The organism is Streptomyces sp. H39-C1, assembly GCF_027158125.1.
In the GTDB taxonomy this organism is placed as follows: Bacteria; Actinomycetota; Actinomycetes; order Streptomycetales; family Streptomycetaceae; genus Actinacidiphila; species Actinacidiphila fildesensis.
Genome location: NZ_JAPVLS010000115.1, coordinates 1 through 25,850, shown reverse-complemented (window position 1 = coordinate 25,850; position 25,850 = coordinate 1). Strand labels below are relative to the sequence as shown.

At 71.0% G+C, this 25,850-nt stretch carries 30 protein-coding genes; 22 read left to right on the top strand and 8 right to left on the bottom strand.

The genetic code is table 11. The annotated features are described in order from the left end of the window. Positions 1-65 precede the first annotated feature (65 nt). Positions 66-782, bottom strand: a complete 717-nt coding sequence (gene ndgR, locus O3W51_RS42325) for an IclR family transcriptional regulator NdgR (protein ID WP_138356489.1) — start codon at positions 780-782, stop codon at positions 66-68. 160 nt (positions 783-942) lie between these two features. Between ndgR and leuC the strand changes: the two genes are divergently transcribed. The 4 genes from leuC to O3W51_RS42305 all read left to right on the top strand — a co-directional run bounded on the left by leuC (position 943) and on the right by O3W51_RS42305 (position 4,125). After that, positions 943-2,373: a 3-isopropylmalate dehydratase large subunit gene (leuC, locus tag O3W51_RS42320; RefSeq protein ID WP_138356488.1), complete on the top strand. Its 1,431-nt coding sequence runs from the start codon at positions 943-945 to the stop codon at positions 2,371-2,373. 5 nt (positions 2,374-2,378) lie between these two features. Then, a complete protein-coding gene (gene leuD, locus O3W51_RS42315; RefSeq protein WP_138356487.1) occupies positions 2,379-2,972 on the top strand; it encodes a 3-isopropylmalate dehydratase small subunit in 594 nt (197 codons plus the stop codon). Between the two features lie 153 nt (positions 2,973-3,125). Next, on the top strand, positions 3,126-3,359 hold the full coding sequence (locus O3W51_RS42310; protein ID WP_138356486.1) for a hypothetical protein: 234 nt from the start codon (positions 3,126-3,128) through the stop codon (positions 3,357-3,359). A 124-nt stretch (positions 3,360-3,483) separates the two neighbouring features. After that, a complete protein-coding gene (locus O3W51_RS42305; RefSeq protein WP_138356485.1) occupies positions 3,484-4,125 on the top strand; it encodes an HU family DNA-binding protein in 642 nt (213 codons plus the stop codon). Between the two features lie 92 nt (positions 4,126-4,217). Here O3W51_RS42305 and O3W51_RS42300 read toward each other — a convergent pair whose 3' ends face one another. Both O3W51_RS42300 and cofC read right to left on the bottom strand, forming a co-directional pair. Beyond that, entirely contained in the window at positions 4,218-4,445 is a 228-nt protein-coding gene (locus O3W51_RS42300) for a hypothetical protein (protein ID WP_138356484.1), read from the bottom strand. A gap of 75 nt (positions 4,446-4,520) precedes the next feature. Next, positions 4,521-5,156, bottom strand: a complete 636-nt coding sequence (cofC, locus tag O3W51_RS42295) for a 2-phospho-L-lactate guanylyltransferase (RefSeq protein ID WP_164297878.1) — start codon at positions 5,154-5,156, stop codon at positions 4,521-4,523. A gap of 228 nt (positions 5,157-5,384) precedes the next feature. Between cofC and O3W51_RS42290 the strand changes: the two genes are divergently transcribed. From O3W51_RS42290 to O3W51_RS42280, 3 genes are read left to right on the top strand one after another with little or no spacing between them, the layout of a single operon-like run. Beyond that, the gene (locus O3W51_RS42290; RefSeq protein ID WP_138356483.1) at positions 5,385-6,248 is read left to right on the top strand and encodes a lysophospholipid acyltransferase family protein; all 864 of its coding nucleotides are present in this window, start codon (positions 5,385-5,387) and stop codon (positions 6,246-6,248) included. After that, complete coding sequence (locus O3W51_RS42285) at positions 6,249-7,250, top strand: NAD(P)H-dependent glycerol-3-phosphate dehydrogenase (RefSeq protein WP_138356482.1); 1,002 nt, start codon at positions 6,249-6,251, stop codon at positions 7,248-7,250. Between the two features lie 12 nt (positions 7,251-7,262). Beyond that, positions 7,263-8,417, top strand: a complete 1,155-nt coding sequence (locus O3W51_RS42280) for a D-alanine--D-alanine ligase family protein (protein ID WP_138356481.1) — start codon at positions 7,263-7,265, stop codon at positions 8,415-8,417. Between the two features lie 220 nt (positions 8,418-8,637). On the opposite strand, the gene O3W51_RS42275 is transcribed toward O3W51_RS42280, so the two are convergent. Together O3W51_RS42275 and O3W51_RS42270 are read right to left on the bottom strand one after the other, a co-directional pair. Continuing rightward, on the bottom strand, positions 8,638-9,117 hold the full coding sequence (locus tag O3W51_RS42275) for a DUF3515 domain-containing protein (protein WP_138356480.1): 480 nt from the start codon (positions 9,115-9,117) through the stop codon (positions 8,638-8,640). 20 nt (positions 9,118-9,137) lie between these two features. Next, entirely contained in the window at positions 9,138-9,371 is a 234-nt protein-coding gene (locus O3W51_RS42270) for an Lrp/AsnC family transcriptional regulator (protein ID WP_138356479.1), read from the bottom strand. Between the two features lie 148 nt (positions 9,372-9,519). Between O3W51_RS42270 and O3W51_RS42265 the strand changes: the two genes are divergently transcribed. Both O3W51_RS42265 and thiD read left to right on the top strand, forming a co-directional pair. Then, positions 9,520-10,500: a thiamine-phosphate kinase gene (locus tag O3W51_RS42265; RefSeq protein ID WP_138356478.1), complete on the top strand. Its 981-nt coding sequence runs from the start codon at positions 9,520-9,522 to the stop codon at positions 10,498-10,500. Between the two features lie 10 nt (positions 10,501-10,510). Further along, entirely contained in the window at positions 10,511-11,311 is an 801-nt protein-coding gene (gene thiD, locus O3W51_RS42260; RefSeq protein ID WP_138356477.1) for a bifunctional hydroxymethylpyrimidine kinase/phosphomethylpyrimidine kinase, read from the top strand. Between the two features lie 163 nt (positions 11,312-11,474). Here thiD and rpmB read toward each other — a convergent pair whose 3' ends face one another. After that, complete coding sequence (gene rpmB, locus O3W51_RS42255) at positions 11,475-11,660, bottom strand: 50S ribosomal protein L28 (RefSeq protein WP_138356476.1); 186 nt, start codon at positions 11,658-11,660, stop codon at positions 11,475-11,477. Between the two features lie 207 nt (positions 11,661-11,867). Here rpmB and O3W51_RS42250 point away from each other — a divergent pair, with 207 nt between their 5' ends. The 10 genes from O3W51_RS42250 (at position 11,868) to mutM (ending at position 21,497) form a co-directional block, all read left to right on the top strand. After that, positions 11,868-13,640, top strand: a complete 1,773-nt coding sequence (locus tag O3W51_RS42250; protein WP_269289074.1) for a DAK2 domain-containing protein — start codon at positions 11,868-11,870, stop codon at positions 13,638-13,640. Between the two features lie 46 nt (positions 13,641-13,686). Beyond that, positions 13,687-15,888 (top strand): ATP-dependent DNA helicase RecG, encoded by a 2,202-nt coding sequence (recG, locus tag O3W51_RS42245; protein ID WP_187145034.1) that lies wholly within the window; start codon positions 13,687-13,689, stop codon positions 15,886-15,888. A gap of 107 nt (positions 15,889-15,995) precedes the next feature. After that, on the top strand, positions 15,996-16,514 hold the full coding sequence (locus O3W51_RS42240; protein WP_138356473.1) for a hypothetical protein: 519 nt from the start codon (positions 15,996-15,998) through the stop codon (positions 16,512-16,514). A gap of 69 nt (positions 16,515-16,583) precedes the next feature. Then, entirely contained in the window at positions 16,584-17,165 is a 582-nt protein-coding gene (gene rsmD, locus O3W51_RS42235; protein WP_138356499.1) for a 16S rRNA (guanine(966)-N(2))-methyltransferase RsmD, read from the top strand. Between the two features lie 26 nt (positions 17,166-17,191). After that, the gene (gene coaD, locus O3W51_RS42230; RefSeq protein ID WP_187145035.1) at positions 17,192-17,671 is read left to right on the top strand and encodes a pantetheine-phosphate adenylyltransferase; all 480 of its coding nucleotides are present in this window, start codon (positions 17,192-17,194) and stop codon (positions 17,669-17,671) included. A 56-nt stretch (positions 17,672-17,727) separates the two neighbouring features. Beyond that, positions 17,728-18,795 (top strand): cell division initiation protein, encoded by a 1,068-nt coding sequence (locus tag O3W51_RS42225; protein ID WP_138356471.1) that lies wholly within the window; start codon positions 17,728-17,730, stop codon positions 18,793-18,795. A gap of 202 nt (positions 18,796-18,997) precedes the next feature. Then, on the top strand, positions 18,998-19,618 hold the full coding sequence (locus O3W51_RS42220; RefSeq protein WP_138356470.1) for a YceD family protein: 621 nt from the start codon (positions 18,998-19,000) through the stop codon (positions 19,616-19,618). A 2-nt stretch (positions 19,619-19,620) separates the two neighbouring features. Further along, the gene (rpmF, locus tag O3W51_RS42215) at positions 19,621-19,794 is read left to right on the top strand and encodes a 50S ribosomal protein L32 (protein ID WP_138356469.1); all 174 of its coding nucleotides are present in this window, start codon (positions 19,621-19,623) and stop codon (positions 19,792-19,794) included. Between the two features lie 19 nt (positions 19,795-19,813). Further along, the gene (gene rnc, locus O3W51_RS42210) at positions 19,814-20,551 is read left to right on the top strand and encodes a ribonuclease III (protein WP_138356468.1); all 738 of its coding nucleotides are present in this window, start codon (positions 19,814-19,816) and stop codon (positions 20,549-20,551) included. A gap of 70 nt (positions 20,552-20,621) precedes the next feature. Further along, positions 20,622-21,497, top strand: a complete 876-nt coding sequence (mutM, locus tag O3W51_RS42205; protein ID WP_138356467.1) for a bifunctional DNA-formamidopyrimidine glycosylase/DNA-(apurinic or apyrimidinic site) lyase — start codon at positions 20,622-20,624, stop codon at positions 21,495-21,497. Between the two features lie 48 nt (positions 21,498-21,545). Here the strand turns inward: mutM and O3W51_RS42200 are convergent, their stop codons facing one another. Both O3W51_RS42200 and O3W51_RS42195 read right to left on the bottom strand, forming a co-directional pair. Continuing rightward, positions 21,546-21,968, bottom strand: coding sequence for a winged helix-turn-helix transcriptional regulator (locus tag O3W51_RS42200; protein WP_138356466.1), 423 nt, complete (start codon positions 21,966-21,968; stop codon positions 21,546-21,548). A 94-nt stretch (positions 21,969-22,062) separates the two neighbouring features. Then, positions 22,063-22,947 carry a CAP domain-containing protein gene (locus O3W51_RS42195; protein WP_138356465.1) on the bottom strand — a complete coding sequence of 295 codons (885 nt, stop codon included), beginning with the start codon at positions 22,945-22,947 and terminating at the stop codon, positions 22,063-22,065. Between the two features lie 121 nt (positions 22,948-23,068). Here O3W51_RS42195 and O3W51_RS42190 point away from each other — a divergent pair, with 121 nt between their 5' ends. The 3 genes from O3W51_RS42190 to O3W51_RS42180 form a co-directional block, all read left to right on the top strand. Then, positions 23,069-23,350: an acylphosphatase gene (locus O3W51_RS42190; RefSeq protein ID WP_138356464.1), complete on the top strand. Its 282-nt coding sequence runs from the start codon at positions 23,069-23,071 to the stop codon at positions 23,348-23,350. Between the two features lie 343 nt (positions 23,351-23,693). Beyond that, a complete protein-coding gene (locus tag O3W51_RS42185; protein WP_138356463.1) occupies positions 23,694-23,897 on the top strand; it encodes a hypothetical protein in 204 nt (67 codons plus the stop codon). A 180-nt stretch (positions 23,898-24,077) separates the two neighbouring features. Continuing rightward, the coding region (locus O3W51_RS42180) for a chromosome segregation SMC family protein (RefSeq protein ID WP_269289066.1) at positions 24,078-25,850 on the top strand (1,773 nt) is incomplete at its 3' end.

The following is a 25,850-nucleotide window of genomic DNA, read 5'->3' as shown; positions in this document are numbered from 1 at the left end:
GGGGGTTTGGCGGGCGCCCCCGGCACCGGCGCGCTCGATACGGGTGGTGATGGGAAAGCGCGGTCTCAGCCGTTGCGGCGCAGGGCCTCGGAGAGCCGTCCCGCGGCGTCGATGACGGCCTGGGCGTGCATCCGGCCCGGGTGCCGGGTCAGCCGCTCGATCGGTCCGGAGACCGAGACGGCGGCGACCACCCGGTTCGAGGGCCCGCGCACCGGCGCGGAGACGGAGGCGACGCCCGGCTCCCGCTCGCCGATGGACTGGGCCCAGCCCCGGCGGCGTACGCCGGAGAGCGCGGTGGCCGTGAATCGGGCACCCTGGAGACCACGGTGCAGCCGCTCCGGCTCTTCCCATGCCATCAGGACCTGGGCGGCGGACCCGGCCTTCATCGGCAGCGTCGAGCCGACCGGCACGGTGTCCCGCAGCCCGGACAGCCGTTCCGCGGCGGCCACACAGATCCGCATGTCGCCCTGGCGCCGGTAGAGCTGGGCGCTCTCGCCGGTCACGTCCCGCAGGTGGGTGAGGACCGGTCCCGCCGTGGCCAGCAGCCGGTCCTCGCCCGCCGCGGCGGCGAGCTCGGAGAGCCGGGGGCCCAGGATGAAGCGGCCCTGCATGTCACGGGCGACCAGCCGGTGATGTTCGAGCGCGACCGCGAGGCGGTGCGCGGTGGGGCGGGCGAGGCCCGTGGCGCCGACAAGCCCGGCCAGGGTGGCCGGTCCGGACTCCAGCGCGCTGAGCACCAGAGCCGCCTTGTCGAGAACGCCGACGCCGCTAGAGTTGTCCATGCAACGATATTCGCGTCTCACACTGTGAAACGCAAGTTCAATTTTCCAGCGAAAGCGTCAGGCTGGGGAGCACGGCAGGGACGCCGACCGGAACCAGGGGACCGGACGGAGTCCACATCAGACGAGTTGGCCGGCAGCGACGCCGGTCGGAGGGACAGCGATGGGTAGGACACTCGCGGAAAAGGTCTGGGACGACCATGTCGTCCGGCGCGCCGAGGGCGAGCCCGACCTTCTCTACATCGATCTGCACCTGCTGCACGAGGTGACCAGCCCCCAGGCCTTCGACGGTCTGCGGTTGAACGGGCGCCAGGTGCGGCGGACCGATCTCACCATCGCCACGGAGGACCACAACACTCCGACCCTCGACATCGACAAGCCGATCGCCGACCCGGTCTCCCGTACCCAACTGGAGACGCTGCGTAAGAACTGCGCGGAGTTCGGTGTCCGTCTGCACCCGCTGGGTGACGTCGAGCAGGGCGTCGTCCACGTGGTGGGACCGCAGCTGGGCCTGACCCAGCCCGGCACCACCGTGGTGTGCGGCGACAGCCACACCTCCACGCACGGCGCCTTCGGCGCGCTCGCATTCGGCATCGGCACCAGCCAGGTCGAGCACGTTCTGGCCACCCAGACCCTGCCGCTGGCCCGCCCCAAGACCATGGCGATCACCGTCGGCGGCGAACTGCCCGCCGATGTCACCGCCAAGGACCTGATCCTCGCCATCATCGCGAAGATCGGCACCGGCGGCGGCCAGGGCTATGTCATCGAGTACCGCGGCCCGGCCATCGAGAAGCTGTCGATGGAAGCCCGGATGACCGTCTGCAACATGTCGATCGAGGCGGGCGCGCGGGCCGGCATGATCGCCCCCGACCGCACCACGTTCGACTATCTGCAGGGCCGTGACCACGCCCCCACGGGCGCGGACTGGGACGCCGCCGTCGAGTACTGGCAGACCCTGCGCACCGACGACGACGCGGTCTTCGACCACGAGGTCTACATCGACGGTGCCTCACTGGCCCCGTTCGTCACCTGGGGCACCAACCCCGCCCAGGGCGCCCCGCTGAGCGCCTCGGTGCCGGACCCGGCGTCGTTCGACGACCCCAGCGACCGCCAGGCCGCCGAGAAGGCCCTGGAGTACATGGGACTTCACGCGGGCCAGCCGTTGCGCGAGGTCAAGGTCGACACCGTCTTCGTCGGCTCCTGCACCAACGGCCGGATCGAGGATCTGCGGGCCGCGGCGTCCATCGTCGAGGGCCGACAGGTGGCTGACGGCGTCCGCATGCTGGTCGTCCCCGGCTCGGTCCGGGTCGCCCTGCAGGCCGTCGCCGAGGGCCTGGACAAGGTCTTCACCGCTTCCGGCGCCGAATGGCGGCACGCCGGTTGCTCGATGTGCCTGGGCATGAACCCCGACCAACTCGCCCCTGGTGAGCGCTCCGCGTCCACCTCCAACCGCAACTTCGAGGGACGGCAGGGCAAGGGCGGCCGTACGCACCTGGTATCGCCGCAGGTCGCCGCCGCCACGGCGGTACTCGGGCACCTCGCTTCGCCCGCGGACCTGACCGACTCCGACGCCCGTACCGCTGTGGAGGCCTGATACCGATGGAAGCGTTCACCACACACACCGGCCGGGCCGTCCCGCTGCGCCGCAGCAACGTCGACACCGACCAGATCATCCCGGCCCACTGGCTGAAGAAGGTCACCCGCAACGGCTTCGAGGACGGGCTCTTCGAGGCCTGGCGCAAGGACGAGAAATTCGTTCTCAACCTGCCCGAGCGCGCGGGGGCGACCGTGTTGGTCGCCGGCTTCGACTTCGGCACCGGCTCGTCCCGCGAGCACGCGGTGTGGGCGCTGCAGAACTACGGCTTCAAAGCCGTGATCTCGTCCCGCTTCGCGGACATCTTCCGGGGCAACTCGCTCAAGAACGGCCTGCTCACGGTCGTGCTGCCGCAGGAGACCGTCGAGCGGCTGTGGAAGCTGACCGAGGCCGACCCGACCGCCGAGGTCACGGTCGACCTGGTGGCAAGGGAAGTGCGCGCCGAGGGCATCACCGCGGCGTTCGAGCTGGACGACAACGCCCGCTGGCGCCTGCTGGAAGGGCTGGACGACATCAGCCTGACCCTCGCCAACGAGGCGGACATCACCACCTATGAGCGCTCCCGCCCGGCGCACAAGCCGAGCACCGTGCAGGTCTGACCGTCCCTGCGAGGGGATCCGGCCGGATTTCGAAGCGCCTTCCGCGGTCCGCGGGGGGCGCTTCGGCATGCCCGGACCACCGTATTGGCCCTGTCGCACGAGACATTGGTCCTGTCGTGCGCGACAACTCACCGCAGATGGCACAATCGGTACATGGAACGCGATGGCCAACTCGAGCTCTACGGGGTCCTCGCCGCCCGGCTGAAGGAGGCGCACGCGCGCGTCGCGAATCTCCAAGTACCCGATGACGTAAGGCTGGAGTTGAACCGGAAACTCCTCGTCGTGACTGCTGCGGCCAAGCATGATCTCGCCGGTGCGGCACGGCGTCTGGACGTCTTCCTGCGGGAGCTCGACCAGGGCAGATTTCTTGATCAAGGAACTGTCTGAGAGCCGAGTTCGTTGCGGCACAAGGGTGATTCGCCCGTTTCGTATTTGATTTGCGGTATATATCCGCCTAACGTGCGAAAAAGCCCGTACTCATTCGCCGGGCAAAGTTTCCGAAGGGGAAGACGTGAACAAGGCGCAGCTCGTAGAAGCGATTGCCGACAAGGTAGGTGGCCGCCAGGCCGCCGCGGACGCGGTTGACGCGGTTCTCGACGCGATCGTCCGCGCGGTCGTCTCCGGCGACCGGGTCTCGGTCACCGGATTCGGTTCGTTCGAGAAGGTCGACCGTCCCGCCCGCTATGCCCGCAACCCCCAGACCGGGGAGCGGGTCCGGGTCAAGAAGACCTCGGTGCCGCGCTTCCGCGCGGGTCAGGGCTTCAAGGACCTGGTCAGCGGGGCCAAGAAGCTCCCGAAGAACGATGTCGCGGTCAAGAAGGCGCCCAAGGGCAGCCTGAGTGGCGGGGCTTCCACCCGTACCACCGCCAAGGCCGCGGCCAAGAAGGCCACCGCCAAGAAGGCCACCGCGGCGAAGAAGGCCGTGACCGCCAAGAAGGCGGCTCCCGCGAAGAAGACGGTGACCGCCAAGAAGACCACGGCGAAGAAGACCACCGCCGCGGCGAAGAAGGCGACCCCGGCCAAGAAGGCCGCCACCGCCAAGAAGGCCGCCGCCAAGAAGTCCGCCCCGGCCAAGAAGGCCACGGCGAAGAAGGCCCCGGCCAAGAAGAGTGCCGCCCGCAAGACCGCTGTGAAGCGGACTGCGAAGAAGTAGTCACCACCTGCAGGCCGCGACGGGCCGGGCTCCCCACCAGGGAGCCCGGCCCGCGCCGTTCTCCGGCAGGTCCGGCGGCTCCCGGCCCGCCGCTACGCCTTGGGCGCCTGGGGATCCGCGAAGGTCTGCAGCGTCAGGAAGACCACCCGGCGGTCGTCGCCGTCCCCCTCGGTGCGGATCCGCACCCGCTGGCCCGGCCGCAGCAGCCGCAGGCCCCCCGCGTCGAAGGCCGCCGCGTCGAACGGCAGCGGAGTCCCGTCGTCGAGCAGCACGCTGCCGGCACGTGTCCCGGGGTCGTATGTGTACGCGGTCGCCTGCATGACCGGAAGCCTAGTGAATGCGCCCACCGCCGCGACACCGCGTGCGGCCTCCCGTGGGGACAGGTGCCGCGCCGGTCAGTCGGTGATGAGCAGCCCGGCGGCGACGTCCGCGGTCCGCGGGCCGACCCCCAGGGCCAGCGCCACCCGCAGGTCGGCGGGGGTGTCGACGTCCTGGCGCACGGAGTCCACACCGCGCAGCGTGATCTCCCGGGCGCCGGAGGCCCGGTGCCGGGCCCGGGAGGCACCGCCGAACGCCGGCGCCAGGTCATGACCCGGCGGCGCGGTGAGCAACGTGGTGCCGATCGCCGCCGCATCGGCCAGAAATGCCCTCCCTGAGGCTCTCGCGGCGCTGTTGAGCACTGCGGACAGCTCCAGCGGGCGCAGGGCCGGGAGATCGGCGTTCAGGGCCGCCACGGCCGCATCGGGAGTGGCGGACCGGATGAGGTGCCCGCCGTACGCGAGAGCCGCGTTGAGTCCGGCCGCCGGAGCGTCCGGCACGATCCGGGCCCCCAGGGCGGCCAGTTCCGCCGCCGCCAGCGGATCGTCGGTGACGACGGTGACGCTCCACACCTGTGCGCAGGCCAGCGCGGCGGCCACGGTGTCCTGGGCGAACGCCAGCGCCAGCCCCGGCCGCACCGTCCCCGCGGCCGGCGCCAGCCGGCTCTTGGCCACGGCGAGCGGCTTCAGCGGTACGACGAGGGACCACATCACGGATACGGGCACCGAACCATTGTGCGGTGACCCACCCGCCCGACGGCCACGGACCCACCCCTTGTTCCTTGGCCCGATTCCCCGCCAGGGGACTCCCGCAGGCACCGGCGACGCAGCTTCCCCGGGGGCGCGCCCCTCGCCCCGCCCGCCCTGGCGTTACGGTGTGCGTACCGGCGACACTTGTGCGGCTGCACTGGTGCAGCCTCGTGCAATGAGGAGGAAGTTCTGGTGTCCCGCCGCAGAATCGGCTTCTGGTACCGGCTCGCAGCCGCCATCGCGAAACCGCCGCTTCTTGTCCTCTTCAAGCGGGATTGGCGCGGAATGGAGCACATTCCGGCCGGCGGTGGATTCATCACGGCCGTCAACCACAACTCATTCCTCGACCCGCTGTCGTACGGCCATTTCCAGTACAACACCGGACGGGTTCCGCGCCTGCTCGCGAAGGCCGGGCTCTTCAAGATCTTCTTTGTCGGCATGATGCTGCGCGGAACAGGTCAGATTCCGGTCTACCGGGAGTCCACGGACGCCGCCAACGCGTTCCGCGCCGCCGTCGCCGCGATCAACTCCGGCGAATGCGTCGCGTTCTATCCGGAGGGCACGCTCACCCGTGATCCCGACCAGTGGCCGATGACCGGCAAGACCGGCGCCGCACGGGTCGCGCTGCTCACCAAGGCGCCGGTGATCCCGGTCGCGCAATGGGGCGCCAACGAGGCGATGCCGCCGTACGCCAAGGGAAAGAAGTTCTTCCTCTTTCCCCGGAAGACCCTGCGGGTGATCGCCGGCCCGCCCGTCGACCTGTCGCGGTTCTACGGCGAGGAGCCCACCGCGGAGGTGCTGCGCGAGGTCACCGAGGTGATCATGGTGGAGATCACCGAGCTGCTCGCCGTGCTGCGCGGGGAGCCCGCGCCCGCCGCGCTCTACGACCCGCGCCAGGCGGCTCGTGCCCGCCGGGCGGACAAGGCGGAACGGGCCGCGAAGACCGGCGGCACCACGCGGAAGCCCGCACCGGAGCCCGTGCCGCGGCCCGCACCGGAACCCGAGCCCGTACGGCAGCCCGTGAAGAACCCGACGGATCAGCAGGAGGAGTCGTAAGTGTCAACGCGCTGCGCGGTGTACGGAACCGGCTCCTGGGGCACCGCGTTCGCGATGGTGCTCGCCGACGCCGGATGTGACGTCTCGCTGTGGGGACGCCGGCCCGAGCTGGTCGAGGCGGTCAACGCCACCCACATGAACCCCGACTACCTGCCGGGAATCGCGCTCCCCGAGGCCGTACGGGCCACCACCGACCCGGCCGAGGCCGCCAGGGACGCCGAATTCGTCGTCCTGGCCGTCCCGTCGCAGACGCTGCGCGGCAACCTCGCCGAGTGGGCGCCCCTGCTGCGCCCCGACGCCGTCCTGGTCAGCCTGATGAAGGGTGTCGAACTCGGCACCGCCAAGCTGATGAGCGAGGTCATCGAAGAGGTGGCCAAGGCCGGCCCCGAGCGGGTCGCGGTGCTCTCCGGCCCCAACCTGGCCAAGGAGATCGCCGCCCGGCAGCCCGCCGCCTCCGTGGTCGCCTGCCGCGACGAGTCGGTGGCCCAGCGGTTCCAGGCCGCGTGCCACACCGCCTACTTCCGCCCGTACACCAACGCCGACGTGGTCGGCTGCGAACTCGGCGGAGCGGTCAAGAACGTCATCGCGCTCGCCGTCGGCATCGCCGACGGCATGGGGCTCGGCGACAACACCAAGGCCTCGCTGATCACCCGCGGGCTGGCCGAGACGACGCGGCTGGGCCTGGCGATGGGGGCCGACGCGCACACCTTCGCGGGGCTGGCCGGCATGGGCGACCTGGTCGCCACCTGCTCGTCGCCGCTGTCCCGCAACCACACCTTCGGCACCAACCTCGGCCGCGGCATGTCGCTCGCGGAGACCATCGCGGTCACCCGGCAGACTGCCGAGGGCGTGAAGTCCTGCGAGTCGGTGGCCGATCTGGCACGCCGGCACGGTGTCGACATGCCGATCACGGACACCGTCGTGGACATCGTGCACAACGGGAAGCCGCCGGTCGTGGCCGTCAAGGAGCTGATGTCCCGCTCCGCGAAATCCGAGCGGTAGGGTCAACGAACCATGAGCAATCTGCCTTCTTCCCAGACTCCCGACCAACCGCAGCGCAAGCCTCGGGTAGCGCTCGTCTTCGGCGGACGCAGCTCCGAGCACGGGGTGTCGGTGGTCACCGCGGCCAGCGTGCTGCGGGCCATCGACCGGTCGAAGTACGACGTCCTTCCCATCGGGATCACGACGGACGGCCGCTGGGCGCTGACCAGCGACGACCCGGACCGGATGGGGATCACCGACCGCCGGATGCCGACCGTGGAACAGGTCACCGACCACGAGGGCACCGTCGTGCTCCCGGTCGACCCGGCCAACCGCGAGGTCGTCTACAGCGAGCCCGGAGTGGTGCCCAAGGCCCTCGGCGACGTCGATGTCGTCTTCCCCGTGCTGCACGGCCCCTACGGCGAGGACGGCACCCTGCAGGGCCTGCTGGAGCTGTCCGGCGTGCCCTACGTGGGTGCGGGCGTCCTCGCCTCGGCCGTCGGCATGGACAAGGAGTACATGAAGCGGGTCTTCATCTCCTTCGGCCTGCCGGTCGGGCCGTATCTGGTGATCCGGCCGCGTGACTGGGAGAACGACCAGGAGACCGCCCGCCGGAGCATCGTGGAGTTCGCCGCGGACCACGGCTGGCCGCTCTTCGTGAAGCCCGCCCGCGCGGGCTCGTCCATGGGCATCAGCAAGGTCGAGGACGCGTCCGGTCTCGACGAGGCGATCGAGGAGGCCCGGCGGCACGACCCGAAGGTCATCGTCGAGTCGCTGCTGCGCGGCCGTGAGATCGAGTGCGGCGTCCTGGAGTTCGAGGACGGCCCGCGCGCCAGCCTTCCGGCGGAGATCCCGCCGGTCACCGCCCACGACTTCTACGACTTCGAGGCCAAGTACATCGACTCGGCCGAGGGCATCGTGCCGGCGCCGCTCACCCCCGAGCAGACCGCGGAGGTGCAGCGGCTCGCCGTCGCGGCCTTCGACTCGGTCTCCTGCGAGGGCCTGGTGCGCGCGGACTTCTTCCTGCTCGACAGCGGAGAGTTCGTCATCAACGAGATCAACACGATGCCCGGCTTCACGCCCATCTCCATGTACCCGCGGATGTGGCAGGAGAGCGGCGTGGAGTACCCGGAGCTGGTGGACCGGCTGATCCAGGCCGCACTGCGCCGCCGGACCGGGCTGCGCTAGAACACGGCTCGCTCCAGGCCGCCGCCCGCGCCAGGGCGCGGCCCAGGGCGTGTTGCGAAAGTCCCGCCTGGCCCACGACGCCTGGCACGCGCCCTCGCTGCGTTGTCGGGCTCGTCCACGTACGGTCCAGTACGAGGACGACCCTCCGCCTTGCGAGCGCACGCACCAGACGCCGTGGGCCACGCCCTCCGGGCGAACGGCGCTCCTTTCGAAACACGCCCTAGAGCTCGTTCGGGATCGTCTTCTTGACGGCGCCGGCGAGGTCGGTGAGGGGACCGACGTCGCCGGCGTACTTCTTGGGGAGGGTGACCTCGACGTACGCCTTGCGCAGCGTCGTGGTGAGCTTGAAGCTGCCGTCGCCCTGGGCCTGGATCAGCCAGCCGACGCCGTCCACCTCCACCGAGTCCGCGCTGGAATCGTTCATCGCCTGCGGCCTCGGCACCCCGCAGCGCAGCACGATCGCCGGATTTCCCCACCCGGCGGTGAAGTCGGACGCGGGCCTGAGATCATGCACGCCGAGTCCATTGACGGAGTGCGGCAGATCCCGGTGCAGCGCACGGCAGTAGACGGCGGCCCGCGCGTCCGGAGCCGGAACGGGCGTCTCATCGGCCGGACCGGCTGCGGAAACGAAGACCGCCGCCGCGGACAAGCACGCGACGGCGGCAACGGAAATCAGCGCGAACCGGCGAAAAGCTATCACCGGACGAGCATAGTCGGGGGCTACAGATGGACGACGGGACAGGTCAGAGTACGGGTGATCCCGTCCACCTGCTGTACCTTCGCGACCACCATGCGGCCCAGGTCGTCGACCGTGTCTGCCTGGGCCCGGACGATGACGTCGTAGGGACCGGTGACATCTTCGGCCTGAATGACGCCGGAGATCTTCGCAATCGTCTCCGCTACTGCCGAGGCCTTCCCAACCTCGGTCTGGATCAAGATGTACGCCTGTACCACGGAACCTCCAGGGCGGCTTCGAGGATCATGTGGGAGGGGGGACGCCACGTTATCGCGTCGCCGCACGGCGCGGGGAGACCCGCGCGGTACCGAGCACTCGCTTTGAGCGGAATCTCCAGGGGAATGACGACGTGAAAGGGACAAACAGATGAAGGGGACCGTGGGCGAGTTGGGGGAGTTCGGGTTGATCAGGGAGTTGACCTCCCGGCTCACGACCACTCCCAATGTACGCCTGGGGCCTGGGGACGACGCGGCGGTGGTGGCCGCGCCGGACCGCCGGGTGGTCGCCACCACCGATGTGCTGCTCGAAGGCCGGCACTTCCGGCGTGACTGGTCGACCGCCTACGACGTCGGCCGCAAGGCCGCGGCACAGAATCTCGCGGACATCGCCGCGATGGGCGCGGTGCCCACCGCGGTCCTGCTGGCGCTGGTCGTCCCGGCAGAGCTGCCGGCCACCTGGCCGATCGAGCTGATGGACGGCATCCGCGACGAGTGCCAGGTGGCGGGTGCCGCCGTGGTCGGCGGCGACGTGGTGCGCGGCGACACGATCACGGTCGCGATCACCGCCCTCGGCGACCTGCGCAACCGCGAGCCCGTCACCCGGTCCGGCGCCCGGCCCGGCGACGTCATCGCGGTGACCGGCTGGCTGGGCTGGTCGGCGGCCGGCCTCGCGGTGCTCTCCCGCGGCTTCCGCTCGCCGCGCGCCTTCGTCGAGGCGCACCGGCGGCCCGAGCCGCCGTACCACGCGGGCCCCGCGGCGGCCGAGCTCGGCGCCACCGCGATGACGGACGTCAGCGACGGACTGGTGGCCGACCTCGGGCACATCGCGACGGCCAGCGGGGTGCTGATCAACCTGAAGTCCGCGGACATCGACGTACCCGCGCAGATGTCCGACATCGGGCAGGCGGTCGGCGTGGACCCGCTGCACTGGGTGCTGACCGGGGGAGAGGACCACGCGATCGTCGCGGCCTTCCCGCCCGACGTGAAGCTCCCGGCCCGCTGGCGGGTGATCGGCGAGGTGCTCAAGGCCCCCGGCACCCCGCACGTCACCGTGGACGGCGCCGCCTGGGACAAGGCCGGCGGCTGGGACCACTTCGGCGACACCACGGCGCAGGGCGCCGGGGACTAGGTTCACGGGTATGCGACTGTCCCCGCCCAGGGTGCTCACCGTCGCCGGATCCGATTCCGGCGGCGGTGCGGGCATCCAGGCCGACCTGAAGACGATGCTGGCGCTCGGCGTGCACGGCATGAGCGTGCTGACCGCGGTCACCGCGCAGAACTCGCTGGGCGTCCAGGGGGCCTGGGAGCTGCCGGTGGCGGCCGTTCGCGCGCAGTTCCGCGCCGTGGTCGACGACATCGGCGTGCAGGCCGTCAAGACCGGCATGCTCTCCTCGGCCGCGATCGCCTCCGAGGTGGCCGCTCTGCTGGCGGACGTGGGCGCCCCCGTGGTCGTCGACCCGGTCGGCATCTCCAAGCACGGGGACTCCCTGCTGACGGCCGGGGCGCTGGAGGTCGTCCGCACCGAGCTGCTGCCCGTGGCCACCGTCGCCACCCCGAACCTCGACGAGGTCACCCAGCTGACGGGTGTCGTGGTGGACGGCGAGGCGGCGATGGGCGAGGCCGCGGAAGCGGTACTGGCGCTCGGGCCGCGCTGGGTCCTGATCAAGGGCGGCCATCTCGACGGCGACGCCGTGGACCTGCTCTCCGACGGTTCGCGGGAGCACTGGTTCCGCGCCGTCCGGTACGACAACCGGCACACCCACGGCACCGGCTGCACGCTGGCCAGCGCCATCGCCTCGTACCTGGCGCTGGGCCTGGAGGTGCCGGCGGCGGTCGGCGCCGCCAAGGACTACGTCACGGGCGCCATCGCGGCCGGCTTCCGGCTGGGCGGCGGCATCGGCCCGGTGGACCACGCCTGGCGGCAGCGCCGGGAGCTCTGAGCGCCGAGCTGCTGGTGGCGTCAGCGCCCGGCGACCGGCCCTGAGCGCAGGAAAACCGGCCCCGAACGCAGGAAAGCCGCCCCTGAACGCAAGAAAACCGGCCCACCCTGAGGTGGACCGGCTTCGAGTAGCCGCAAGGCTGCGCTGCTACGACGTGTACGCGTCAGCGCGAGACCTTGCCGGCCTTGATGCACGAGGTGCAGACATTGAGGCGCTTCGGCGTCCGACCGACCACAGCACGCACCCGCTGAATGTTGGGATTCCAACGGCGGGGAGTACGGCGGTGCGAGTGGGAAATAGCGTTGCCGAAGCCCGGCCCCTTGCCGCAGACGTCGCAGTTGGCAGCCACGGGTCACTCCAAAGACTTCGAGATGCACTTACAGTGAAAAGCCCGGGAGATTCCCGGACAACCGGAGCAGCATACAACGGCCACTCCCGCACAACGAAATTACCACGGTCGCGGGGTCCGCCGCCCCGGCCGACTGCCGCCGTGACCGGTGTCACGGATACCCTCACCTGCAGCAGTCTCCGCTTCAGGTGTCCGCAGGAGGACTTGGTGCCGCACACGCTCGACGCTTCCGCGGTGCGCGCGTGGTGCCGACTGGCCCTCCAGGCGCTGGGCCGGGCCCGCGAGGAGATCGACGCGATCAACGTGTATCCGGTCGCCGACGGGGACACCGGCACCAATCTGTACCTGACGATGGAATCAGCCGCCCAGTCCGTCGACGCCGTCTTCGACGGTCATGCCGCCTCCGGACACACCCCCGACCTCGCCCAGGCCTTCCGCGCGATGTCCCACGGCGCCCTGATAGGCGCCCGCGGCAACTCCGGCACGATCCTCGCCCAGCTGCTGCGCGGCATGACGGAAGCGCTCACGGACGATCCTGCGACGGGAAACGTGGCGTCGAAGGCGGCGGGCAACGGAGCCGTTGGGGGTGCCGCCGCGGCCGGTGATCAGGACACCGCCGAACTGCTGCGCCGGGCGCTGCGCCGGGCCGCCGGGTCCGCGTACCTGGCGGTCGCCCACCCCGTCGAGGGGACGATGCTCACCGTCGCCACCGAGGCGGCCACCGCCGCGGAGCGGGACGGCGGCGGTCCGGTCTCCGTCGCGAGAGCCGCCCACCAGGGCGCGCGCATCGCACTCGCCGCCACCACCGGCCAGCTCGCCGTACTCGGCCGGGCCGGCGTCGTGGACGCGGGTGGACGCGGCCTGGTGGCCGTGCTGGGCGCCCTCGCCGACGCGCTGGCCGGTGAGGTGCCGATGGGACCGCTGGCCGATCACGCGCCGCCCGTCCCGTACGGCTGCCGCGACGAGGACGGCTCGGACCCGCACGTCGTGCCCGGCGGGCCCGCCTTCGAGGTCATCTACCTGCTGGAGGCGTCCGACACCGCCCTGCCCGCGCTGCGCGGGCGGCTGGACGCCCTCGGGGACTCCCTGGTGGTCGTCGGCGGCGACGGCCTGTGGAACGTCCATGTCCACGTGGACGATGCGGGAGCCGCCATCGAGGCCGGTATCGAGGCCGGTCGCCCCTACCGGATCCGCGTCACCCACTTCGGCGATCAGGTCCGTGAGCGGCCCGACACGGACACCGACACCCCCGTGGTGCCCGATGCGGTTTCCCGGCACCACGAGGGTGCCGGGGACAGCGGGCGGCCACCGGAGCGGGTGCGGCGCGCCGTCGTCGCCGTCGTACGGGGTGACGGGCTGGCCGACCTCTGCGCCCAGGCCGGTGCGACCGTCGTCGCCGTCCGCCCCGGCGACCCGCCCGCCAGCGGCGAGATCGCGGCCGCGATCCGCCGTGCCAACGCCCGCGAAGTGGTGCTCCTCCCGAACGATGTGGAACTGCGGCACGCCGCCGGCGCCGCCGCCGACCGGGCCCGCGCCGACGGCGTCCGGGTCGCCCTGATCCCCACCCGCTCCCCGGTGCAGGGCATCGCCGCGCTCGCCGTCCACGAGCCCGCACGGCGCTTCGACGAGGACGTCGTCGCCATGACCTCGGCGGCCGGCGCCACCCGCTACGCGGAACTGGCCGTCGCCGAGCACCAGTCCTGGACCATGGCCGGCATCTGCCAGGCCGGCGACGTCCTCGGGCTGATCGACGGCGATGTCGCGGTCATCGGCGGGAACCTGGTCGAGACCGGCACGATCGTCCTCGACCGCATGCTGGCCGCGGGCGGCGAGATGGTCACCCTCGTCCTCGGCGCCGGCGCCCCGCCCGACCTCGCGGACCGCATCGAGGCCCACGTCCAGGCCGGCCACATCGCGGTGGACACCGTCGTCTACCAGGGCGGCCAGCAGACCTGCCCGCTCCTCATCGGCGTCGAATAACCGCTCGCCGCAGGCCGCACCCGCTTTGTCACTGCCGTGCGCAAAGATGGACCCGATGTCTGCCCTGGACGAACCCCTGAAGAAGTCGGTCGGCGGCCGCACGGCAAAAGTGCTCGCCGACCACCTCGACCTGCACACCGTCGGCGACCTGCTGCACCACTACCCGCGCCGGTACGCCGAGCGCGGCGAGCTGACGCGGCTGGCCGACCTCCCGCTCGACGAGCACGTCACCGTCGTCGCGGAGATCGCCAAGGCCGACAAGAGGACGTACAACGGCGGCACGGGCGTCCGCCTGGAGGTCGTCGTCACCGACGGCAGCGGTTCGCTGACCCTGGTGTTCTTCAGCAAGGCGGCGCACGCGCACGCCCACCGGCTGATCCCCGGCCGCCGCGGGATGTTCTCCGGCAAGGTCTCGGTCTTCAACCGCACCCGCCAGCTCGCCCACCCCGACTACCAGTTGCTGGACGCGGAGGACGCCAAGGGCGGGGAGTCGGACGTGGCGGCCGCGTTCGCCAACCAGCAGATCCCGCTCTACCCCGCGTGCAAGCAGATCAGCTCCTGGCAGATCGCGCAGTCCGTGCAGACGGTCCTCGACTCGATGCGGGGCACCAGCTGGGCGGGCGTCGGCGAACCGCTGCCGGCCGCGCTGCGCGAGGCGCGAGGCCTGGCGCCGCTCTCCGAGGCGCTGGAGAAGATCCACCGGCCGCGTACCAAGGCCGACATCGCCGAGGCGCGGGACCGGCTGAAATGGGACGAGGCGTACGTCCTGCAGGTGGCCCTGGCGCGCCGCAGGGCCGCGGACTCCGCGCTGCCCGCCACCCCGCGCGTGCCGCACGCCGACGGGCTGATGACCACGTTCGACACCCGGCTGCCGTTCACCCTCACCGAAGGCCAGCAGAAGGTCTCCGCCGAGATCTTCGCCGACCTGGCGACCGAACACCCCATGCACCGGCTCCTCCAGGGCGAGGTCGGCTCCGGCAAGACGCTGGTCGCGCTGCGCGCCATGCTCGCCGTCGTCGACTCCGGCGGCCAGGCCGCGATGCTGGCGCCCACCGAGGTGCTCGCCCAGCAGCACCACCGGTCGATCACCGAGATGATGGGCGACCTCGCCGGCGGGGGCATGCTCGGTGGCGCGGAGAACGCCACCAAGATCGTGCTGCTCACCGGCTCCATGGGGGTGCCCGCCCGCCGTCAGGCCCTGCTGGACCTCATCAGCGGTGACGCCGGGATCGTGATCGGCACGCACGCCCTGATCGAGGACAAGGTCCAGTTCCACGATCTGGGCCTGGTCGTGGTCGACGAGCAGCACCGCTTCGGCGTCGAGCAGCGCGACGCGCTGCGCGCCAAGGCCGCCAAACCGCCGCACCTGCTGGTGATGACCGCGACCCCGATCCCGCGCACGGTCGCCATGACCGTCTTCGGCGACCTGGAGACGTCCGTCCTGGACCAGCTGCCGGCCGGCCGTTCGCCGATCGCCACCCATGTCGTCCCGGCCAAGGACAAGCCGCACTTCCTGTCCCGCGCCTGGGAGCGGGTGCGGGAGGAGGTGTCGAAGGGCCACCAGGCGTACGTGGTCTGCCCCCGCATCGGCGACGAGGAGGACGCGAAGAAGAAGCCGGACGACGCGGAGCGCCGCCCGCCGCTGGCCGTCCTGGACATCGCCGAGCAGCTCGCCGCGGGCCCGCTGGCCGGGCTGCGGGTCGAGGTGCTGCACGGCAGGATGCAGCCGGACGCCAAGGACGACGTGATGCGCCGGTTCGCCGCCGGCCAGGTGGACGTCCTGGTGGCGACCACCGTCATCGAGGTCGGGGTGAACGTCCCGAACTCCACCGTCATGGTGATCATGGACGCCGACCGCTTCGGCGTCTCCCAGCTCCACCAGCTGCGCGGCCGCGTCGGCCGGGGTTCCGCTCCAGGGCTCTGCCTGCTCGTCTCCGAGGCGCACGAGGCGAGCCCCGCCCGGCAGCGCCTCTCCGCCGTCGCGGCGACCCTGGACGGCTTCGAGCTGTCCCGTATCGACCTGGAGCAGCGCCGCGAGGGCGACGTCCTCGGCCAGGCCCAGTCCGGCACCCGTTCGTCGCTGCGCATGCTGACCGTGATCGACGACGAGGAGGTCATCGCCGCCGCCCGCGACGAGGCCACCGCACTGGTCGCCGCGGACCCCGAACTGGCCGACCACCCGGACCTGCGCAGCGCCCTGGAGAGCCTGGTCGACGCGGACCGCGAGGAGTACCTCGACAAGGGCTGAACCGGGCCGCTGAACAGGGCTGAACTGCCGTGCTGAGCAGGGCGATTGTCAGACCCCCCTGAGAGAATGGACGTAGTCCAAGTCGATGGACCTTTGGGGGCAAAAGCATGTCGTTCCGTCATCTCAACGAACTGCCGCTCGGCGACAAGGTCTTCCGGATCGAGCTCGCCAGCGACGACGACACCAACGTCACTCTCACCCTCTCCGGATGGAGTGAGGACGACCCCGACACCCTTCTCGCGTCCGGCGATCTGCGGCTGCCCATGGCGGACGTACCGTCCCTGCGGATCGCTCTCAACCGCGCGCTGCGCGCCCTCGCGCTCGTAGCCGACGTGTCCGAGCCCATCCCCGACCGTGACGTGCTCCGGGAGCTGTTCCCCGGCCACGGCGCCCCCTGGGTGCCGCAGCACGAGGAGGAGCTGCTGCGGCGGTTCCACGACAGCGAGACCATCGCCCGGATAGCCGCCCGCTTCGGGCGGACCCCGGACTCGGTCCGCACCAAGCTGCGTGAGCTGGGGCACGACCCGCGCCGCCCGGAGTTCTGCCCGCCCGACGGCTGCCTGTCCTGGTCCCGCTACGCGTCCACCGCGCTGGTGGGGGCGGTGGAGGAGCCCGGCAGGGAGTGACTCCGTATCGTGGGGGAGCGGCCGCGAACAGCGCCGTTCCCCCACGATGTCGAGGACGTGAAGGACGAGATGACCCGCGTGATCGCCGGAGCCGCCGGTGGCCGCCGCCTGGCCGTGCCCCCGGGCAATGGGACCCGCCCCACCTCGGACCGCGCCAAGGAGGGGATGTTCTCCACCTGGGAGTCGCTGCGCGGCACGCTGAACGGTGCCAGGGTGCTGGATCTGTACGGCGGCTCGGGGGCGATCGGGCTGGAGGCGCTCTCGCGCGGCGCCGAGCACGTCCTGCTGGTCGAGTCCGACCCGGCAGCGGCCCGCACCATCCGGGAGAACGTGCAGATGATCGGGCTGCCCGGCGCCGAGGTGCGGGCCGGCCGGGCCGAGCAGGTCATCGCCGGCCCGGCGCCCGCGACCCCGTTCGACATGGCGTTCCTGGACCCGCCCTACGACATGGGCGACGACGAACTGCGGGAGATCCTGCTCACACTCCGCATTCAGGGGTGGCTGGATGACGACGCGATCGTCACCGTGGAACGGCGCACCCGTGGCGGAGTCTCCCCCTGGCCCGACGGCTTCGAGGCAGTGAGGGCCCGCCGTTACGGCGAGGCGACCCTTTGGTACGGTCGCGCCGCCGAAGTTACCGCCGGGTCATGAACGGCCCGGAGAGCGAGGAGTCTCAGTTGCGTCGCGCAGTCTGTCCGGGGTCTTTCGACCCGATCACCAATGGACATCTCGACATCATCGCCCGCGCTTCCCGGCTCTACGACACCGTGTACGTCGCGGTGATGATCAACCAGTCCAAGCAGGGTCTGTTCTCGGTCGAGGAGCGCATCGCCCTCATCCAGGAAGTCACCGCGGAATTCGGGAACGTGCAGGTCGAGTCGTTCCACGGGCTGCTCGTCGACTTCTGCAAGCAGCGCGACATCCCGGCCATCGTCAAGGGTCTGCGCGCGGTCAGCGACTTCGACTACGAGCTGCAGATGGCGCAGATGAACATCGGGCTGTCCGGGGTCGAGACGCTCTTCGTGCCGACCAACCCCACCTACAGCTTCCTCTCCTCCAGTCTCGTCAAGGAGGTGGCCCAATGGGGCGGTGACATCTCCCACTTGGTGCCGCCGACGATCCTGGCGGCTCTCAACGACCGGCTCGGGCAGCGCTAGAGTCTGCATGTCCCGTCCGGACCCGGCCGGGCCCCGCTGAGGAAAGACTGACGCCCGTGGACGTGCAGAAGAAGCTCGACGAGATCGTCGCGGCCATCGAAGGCGCGCGGTCCATGCCGATGTCCGCCTCGTGCGTGGTCAACCGTGCCGAGCTGCTGAGCAGGCTCGAAGAGGTGCGCTCCGCGCTCCCCGACTCGCTGTCGCAGGCCGAGGCGCTGCTGGGCGGCCGCGAGCAGATGGTCGAGGAGGCCCGCCTCGAGGCGAACCGGATCATCGAGTCGGCGCACGCCGAGCGCGACTCGATGATCTCGGACACCCAGGTCGCCCGCCAGTCCCAGGACGAGGCGGAGCGCATCGTGGCCGAGGCCCGCCGCGAGGCGGAGGAGATCCGCGCCGAGGCCGACGACTACGTGGACAGCAAGCTCGCCAACTTCGAGGTCGTGCTCACCAAGACCATCGGCTCCGTCGACCGCGGCCGCGAGAAGCTGCTCGGCCAGGGCCCCGGTCTGGACGAGCAGGGCTACGAGGACGCGGACGCCCCCGAGCGCAGCGCCGACCCGGAGACGCTGCGGCGCCGGGCCGACGACTACGTGGACGCCAAGCTGGGCGCCTTCGAGGCGGTGCTCTCCAAGACCCTGGAGGCCGTCGGCCGCGGCCGGCTCAAGCTGACCGGCCACAGCGTCGCCGACGAGCTGGGCGCCCACATGGCGGCCCAGGACGCCGCGGACGCGGCGGGCGGCCACCAGACCGACGCCGAGTTCATGGCGGGCCTGGCGGCCCCGGTCCCCGCACAGACCCAGCAGACGGACTACTCGTACGACGCGACGCCGGCCACGCCGGACTACGGGTACCAGCAGGACTACGGCCAGCAGGCCGCCTACTCCGACCCGTACGCGGCCCAGCAGCAGCAGGGATACCCGGAGCAGGCCGGCTACGGCGGCTACCAGCCGGACTACGGGCAGCAGACCTACGCCGACCCGCAGGGCCAGTACCAGCAGCAGCCGTACGACCAGCAGCCGCAGCACCAGCCCCAGCACCAGGCCGCGGCGCTGGACGAGACCAGCCTCTTCGACACCGGCATGATCGATCTGAACCGGCTGCGGGAGCTGGAACAGGGGCGCTGAACGCGCTGGTCACGTGGGGGGTCAGAGGGGGTCAGGGGAGAAAAAGCGGGGCGGCGCGAAGCGTCTCGTCGCAAGGGTGGTGGTTGGTGACGGGTGGGCGAGTTGGGTCCTGCCCGGACGTCCAGTATCCTGACCTTTCCAGCCGTGTGAATCGCCGGCTCTTTGGGCTGCCCACCCTCCGGGGTGAGGGCAAGCCGCACCGATGAAAGAGGAAGCCCTGAAAACCCCCCGTCTCGACCACCGCGAGCCTCTCGTGTTCGACACGCACGAGCTGGGTCGTCGTCCTGGTTCGATGCGGAAGGTCTCCCGTTCGGTGCCGGCACCCAAGGATCTCGGTATCGAGGTCATCGGGGTGCCCGAGGGCACGGCAGTACAGCTGGAGCTCCGACTGGAGTCGGTCATGGAGGGGGTACTTGTCACAGGTACCGTCCGTGCGCCGCTCTCGGGAGAGTGCGTAAGGTGTCTGGAGCCGTTCGAGCGCAAGCTCGATGCGGACTTCCAAGAGATGTACTCCTACCCCGACGCCGACACCCGGACCGCCCGCAAGGACGAAGCCGGTGACGACGCGGAGGAGGAGGACGTTCTCTTCCTCGAGGACGACCTGTTCGATCTCGAACCCGCGCTGCGGGACGCGGTGGTGCTCGCACTGCCGCTGCAGCCGGTGTGCCAGGAAGACTGCCCGGGACTGTGCTCCGATTGCGGAGAGCGGCTCGCGGACGACCCGGACCACCACCATGAGGTCGCCGACATTCGGTGGGCGGCCCTGCAGGAATTTAAGAAGAGCGGTGCCGACCAGGGCGCCGACGAGAACCAGGAGAAGTAGCCGTGGCTGTTCCGAAGCGGAAGATGTCGCGCAGCAACACGCGCCACCGCCGTGCGCAGTGGAAGGCTGTTGCCGTGAGCCTGGTGGCGTGCGAGAGCTGCCACCAGCCGAAGCAGAGCCACATCGCGTGCCCGAGCTGCGGCACGTACAACCGTCGTCAGGTCCTCGAGGTCTGATCGGCGGGTGACAGGCTTCATGTCAGACGCCAAATCGCCGAAGCAGGCGCCGGCGGACACAGCCTGGCCTCACACGCTTCTGGAAGGGCGGCTCGGGTACACACTCGAGCCCGCCCTTCTGGTGCGTGCGCTGACCCATCGTTCGTTCGCGTACGAGAACGGCGGTCTGCCCACCAACGAGCGGCTGGAGTTCCTCGGGGACTCCGTGCTCGGCCTGGTGGTCACGGACACGCTGTACCGCACCCACCCCGACCTGCCCGAAGGCCAGCTGGCCAAGTTGCGGGCCGCGGTGGTCAACTCTCGTGCGCTGGCGGAAGTGAGTCGCGAACTCGACCTGGGCGGATTCATCCGGCTGGGACGGGGCGAGGAAGGCACGGGCGGCCGGGACAAGGCATCGATCCTCGCGGACACCCTCGAGGCGGTCATCGGCGCGGTCTATCTGGACCAGGGTCTGGATGCCGCGTCCGAGTTCGTGCACCGCCTCTTCGATCCGCTGATCGAGAAGTCGTCCAACCTCGGGGCCGGCCTGGACTGGAAGACCAGTCTCCAGGAGCTGACCGCGAGCGAGGGCCTCGGTGTTCCCGAATACGTGGTCACCGAGTCGGGTCCCGACCATGAGAAGACCTTCACGGCTGCCGCCCGCGTCGGTGGTGTCGAGTACGGCGCCGGCACCGGCCGCAGCAAGAAGGAAGCAGAACAGCAGGCGGCCGAGGCCGCCTGGCGTGCGATCCGCGAATCCGCCTCAGCGGCGAGCTGATCGCACACCCGTCAGAACGAGCCCACCGACGATCAGTCGGTGGGCTCGACGCGTACCCGGAGGAGGGGCGTTGCCCGAGCTGCCTGAGGTCGAAGTGGTCCGCATCGGGCTGGAGCGCTGGGTCACCGGGCGCACCGTCGCGGACGCGGAGGTGCTGCACCCGCGCGCCGTCCGCCGCCACCTCGCGGGCGCCGGGGACTTCACGGACCGGCTCGCCGGCGCGCTGATCGGCCCGGCCCGCCGCCGGGGCAAATACCTGTGGCTGCCGCTGGACGGGACGACCGCGCTGCTCGGGCACCTCGGGATGAGCGGCCAGCTGCTGATCCAGCCGCACGCGGCCCCTGACGAGACCCATCTGCGGGTCCGGATCCGGTTCGACGACGAGCTCGGCACCGAGCTGCGCTTCGTCGACCAGCGCACCTTCGGCGGTCTGTCGCTCCATGACGTCGTGCCGGGCAGTCCGCTGGCGCTGCCCGTACCGCTCGCGCACATCGCGCCGGACCCGCTGGAGGACGCCTTCGACGAGGAGGCGTTCCACGCCGCGCTGCGCCGCCGCCGGACCACCATCAAGCGCGCCCTGCTCGACCAGTCGCTGATCAGCGGGGTCGGCAACATCTACGCCGACGAGGCGCTGTGGCGCTCCCGGCTGCACTACGAGCGGCCCACCGCGACGATGACCCGGCCCAGGACGGCCGAGCTGGTGACACACATCCGCGAGGTGATGAGCGACGCGCTGGCGGCCGGCGGCACGAGCTTCGACAGCCTGTACGTCAACGTGAACGGCGAATCCGGGTACTTCGACCGGTCGCTGGACGCGTACGGGCGCGAGGACGAGCCCTGCCGCCGCTGCGGTACCGCGATCCGCCGCCGTCCGTGGATGAACCGCTCCAGCTACTTCTGCCCGCGCTGCCAGCGCCCGCCGGTTGCCGGCCGCGATCCCCAGTAGCGGGCTCAGGGTTCAGGGCGCACGGCTCTGGGGCTGACGGCTCAGGACTTACGCGCTCGCCTTCGGGGCGTTCCGGGCGGCGTGCGCCGCGTCGTAGGTCTCCCGGGCGGCCAGCACCTCGGGCATCCGGCCCTCGACCAGCTGGATCAGGTCGAGCAGCCTGCGGGTGGTCTCCCGGCCCAGCTCGGTGAGCCGGTACTCGACGCGCGGCGGATTGGTCGTCTGCGCCTCGCGGTGCACCAGCCCGTCGCGCTCCAGGGCGTGCAGCGTCTGGGAGAGCATCTTCTCGCTCACGCCGTCGACCCGGCGGCGCAGCTCGTTGAAGCGCACGGTGTCCTCACCGAGCGCGCCGAGCGTCAGACTGCCCCAGCGGCCGGTGACGTGCTCCAGCGTGCCGCGGGAGGGGCAGTCGCGCTCGAAGACGCTGAACGGGAGCCCGTCGCGCCCGGAGTCGCTCCTGCAGGTGTCCATGGCATGAGCGTACTCCTGGGTTGCGCTGACCCCGGGCTTGCGCTTTCGAAAAGTTAGCCCTTGGTCTCCCTCTCCCGCTCTCCCGCGGGCTCTCCTAGAAGCCGAAGTCCTGCGTCCACCAGGGGCCGCCCGGCGCGTAGTGGACGCCGACGCCGAGGGTCTTGTAGTCGCAGTTCAGGATGTTGGCGCGGTGCCCCGCGCTGTTCATCCAGGCGGTCATCACGGCCTCCGCGTCGGCCTGGCCGCGGGCGATGTTCTCCCCGCCGAGGTTGGTGACGCCGACCGACTTGGCCCGGTCCCAGGGGGTGTCGCCGTCCGGGTCCGTGTGGTCGAAGAAGTCCCGGATCGCCATGTCCTCGCTGAAGGCCTGGGCGAGCTTGGCCAGCGACGGGTCCGCGGTCACGGGGGAGCAGCCGACCTTGACGCGTTCGGCGTTCACCAGCTTCAGCACCGCGGCCTGGGCGGTGACGGCGGTTCCGTCCTGGGTCGGCGTCGGTATCGGCGTCGCGGTGCGGGTCGGCGTCGGGGACGGGGTGGTGGGCCGCGGAGTGACCGGCTTCCGGGTGGGCGTGACCTTGGGGGCCGGGGTGGTGCTGGGCGCGGCGGCCGAGGTCGGCGGTGTCGTCGGCGCCGCCGTTGACGGATTGCCGCCGCGTGTCGTGGTCGGACTGCTCGGCACGTTCGTGCGGCCGGTGGTGCTCGGGGAGGGGGAGCCGGTCTCCGGCAGCGACGGGCCGGACGAGCCGTCCGGCTGGGTGCGCGTCCCGCCGGGGCTGCCCTGGGCGGTGATGCCCCCCGGTCCTCCGTTCAGCGACGACAACAGTCCTGACGACATCGCGACGGCGCCCACGGCCAGAGCGGCGGACGACGCCAGCAGCCCGGTGCGAACGGCGCTGTGCCGTCGCCGAGGGCCCCGGTGGCCCCGACGGCTCCGGGTCGGCGCGACGGCCTCGGTGGCATTGCGACTGTGGCGGCCCATTAATGCTGTCCTCACGGTCTCGGATTAACCCGAACGGGTGAGTCCTGTTGCGGGCCGACTGTAGCGAATGACGCACGGGACCGGAGTGAAGCCTGTGCAACTGACGGGATAGCGTGCACACATGAACGAAAATGTCCGGCTTACGGCCTGGGTGCGCGGGCGCGTCCAGGGCGTCGGCTTCCGCTGGTGGACCCGGGCCAACGCGATGCGGATCGGCGGTCTGGACGGTTACGCCGGCAACCTCGCCGACGGCCGGGTGCAGGTGGTGGCCGAGGGGGACCGCACACGGTGCGAACAGCTGCTCGACTGGCTGGCCACCGGGGACACGCCCGGCCGTGTCGACGGCGTCACCGAGATCTGGGGCCGGCCGCGCGGCGGGTACGACGGGTTCGAGATCCGCTGAGTGTCACGCCCCGCGTACATGCGGTAGGCAATCGCCTACGGCAAGGCTGCCCGGGACAGTTGCCATATCCGGAGTGTCGTGCAAGGCTGCCGACATCGAGGATGATCTCGACGCCCCACGGGCAGCCGCCGGCGCTCTTTCGCCGTGTTTTCTGAGGCTGACCCGATCGCTGGGCTGTGATCGTGTTGACCGTCCAACTATTTGGTGAGACGCTGGAAGCCCCGCGCATCGTAGCCGTAATGCAATCAAAGCGGCGGCTTCGGCGCACCGCGCGGGTGCACATACCCCTCACCCACGACCCTACCGCTCCCGGTCGGTCACTCAGCGTGGAGGACCATCAATCATGGCAAAGGCGCTTCTCGGTTACGTCGGCGGCCCCGACCCGCGACTCCTCGCCGAGATGCGAAGGCTTCAGCAGCGCGTTCAGGATCTGGAGTCCGAGCTTGTTCGGATGCAGACCGAGAACGACGCACTGACTGTGGCGTCGCACGAAGAGTCGCTGCTCAGCAGCATCGATGTATCTCGCGCGGAGCCCGTACCCGCCTGATCCGGACGCATCACCGGACGGGTGCCACGGCACCGCTAGAGTTTTTTGCAAGGGACGCCTCGGCGTCCCTTCGTCGTTCCGTCTTCACCCGCAGGCCCCCCGACGATCACTGTTGTCATCGTCTGATGTGCCCTGCACCTTCCCTGGCGAAACCGAACACGGAAGGTAGAGTCCGACGGCGTGCATCTCAAGAGCCTCACGCTGCGCGGATTCAAATCCTTCGCCTCCGCCACGACGCTGCGCTTCGAGCCCGGCATCACGTGCGTCGTAGGCCCCAACGGGTCCGGTAAGTCCAATGTGGTGGACGCGCTCTCCTGGGTCATGGGGGAGCAGGGGGCCAAGTCGCTGCGCGGCGGCAAAATGGAGGACGTCATCTTCGCCGGCACCACGGGGCGCCCGCCGCTGGGCCGCGCCGAGGTGTCGCTGACGATCGACAACTCCGACGGTGTGCTGCCCATCGAGTACGCCGAGGTCACCATCACGCGGATCATGTTCCGCAACGGCGGCAGCGAGTACCAGATCAACGGCGACACCTGCCGGCTGCTCGACATCCAGGAGTTGCTCTCCGACTCCGGCATCGGCCGCGAGATGCACGTCATCGTCGGCCAGGGCCAGCTCGACTCCGTGCTCCACGCCGACCCGATGGGCCGCCGCGCCTTCATCGAGGAGGCGGCCGGTGTGCTCAAGCACCGCAAGCGCAAGGAGAAGGCGCTGCGGAAGCTCGACGCGATGCAGGCCAATCTCGCGCGCGTCCAGGACCTGACGAACGAACTGCGGCGGCAGCTCAAGCCGCTGGGACGGCAGGCACAGGTCGCCCGGCGGGCCGCCGTCATCCAGGCCGATCTGCGCGACGCCCGGCTGCGGCTGCTCGCCGACGATCTGGTCACCCTGCGCGAAGCGCTGAGCGCCGAGGTCGCCGACGAGGCGTCGCTCAAGGAGCGGCGGGACGCGGTGGAACGGGACCTGGCCGCCGCGCTGCGGCGCGAGACCGCTCTGGAGGAGCAGGTCAGGGCGCTCGCACCGCGGCTGGCCGACGCACAGGCCACCTGGTACGGCCTCTCCCAGCTCGCCGAACGGGTACGCGGCACCATCGGCCTCGCCGAACAGCGGGTGCGGCACGCCACCGGCCAGCCCGCCGAGGAGCGGCGCGGCCGGGAGCCGGAGGACATGGAACGTGAGGCGGCCCGGATCCGCGAGCAGGAGGCGGAACTGACGGAGGCTCTCGACGCGGCGCGGCGGGCACTGGACGACACCGTCGGCCACCGCGCCGCCCTGGAACAGGAGCTCGCGGCCGAGGAGCAGCGGCTGCGGTCCGTGGCGCGGGCGATCGCGGACCGCCGGGAGGGGCTGGCGCGGCTGCAGGGCCAGGTCAACGCGGCGCGCGGCCGGGCCGGTTCCGCGGAGGCGGAGATCGGCCGGCTCGCCACGGCCCGCGACGAGGCACGGGACCGCGCCGAATCCGCGCAGGAGGAGTACGAGGAGCTCAAGGAGCGGGTGGACGGCCTGGAGGCGGACGACTCCGAACTGGAGGAGCGCCTGGCGGCCGCGACGGAGGAGCAGGCGGCGGCCGAGGAGGCGTTCTCGGCCGTCCGCGACGCGGCCACCGCGGCCGAGCGCGAGCGGGCCGCCCTCACCGCCCGGCGCGACGCGCTGGCGCTGGGCCTGCGCCGCAAGGACGGCACCGGCGCGCTGCTCGCCGCGGGCGACCGGCTCACCGGCCTGCTCGGTCCCGCCGCCGAACTGCTCACCGTGGCGCCCGGCTTCGAGATCCCCGTCGCCGCCGCCCTCGGTGCGGCGGCCGACGCCATCGCCGTATCGGGCCCCGCGGCCGCCGCCGACGCGCTGCGGCTGCTGCGCAAGGACGACGCCGGCCGTGCGGCCCTGCTGCTGGCGGACGGCACGTCGTCCGAGGTGTGGCCCGGTGTTCCCGGCGCCGGCACTCCTCCCCACCAC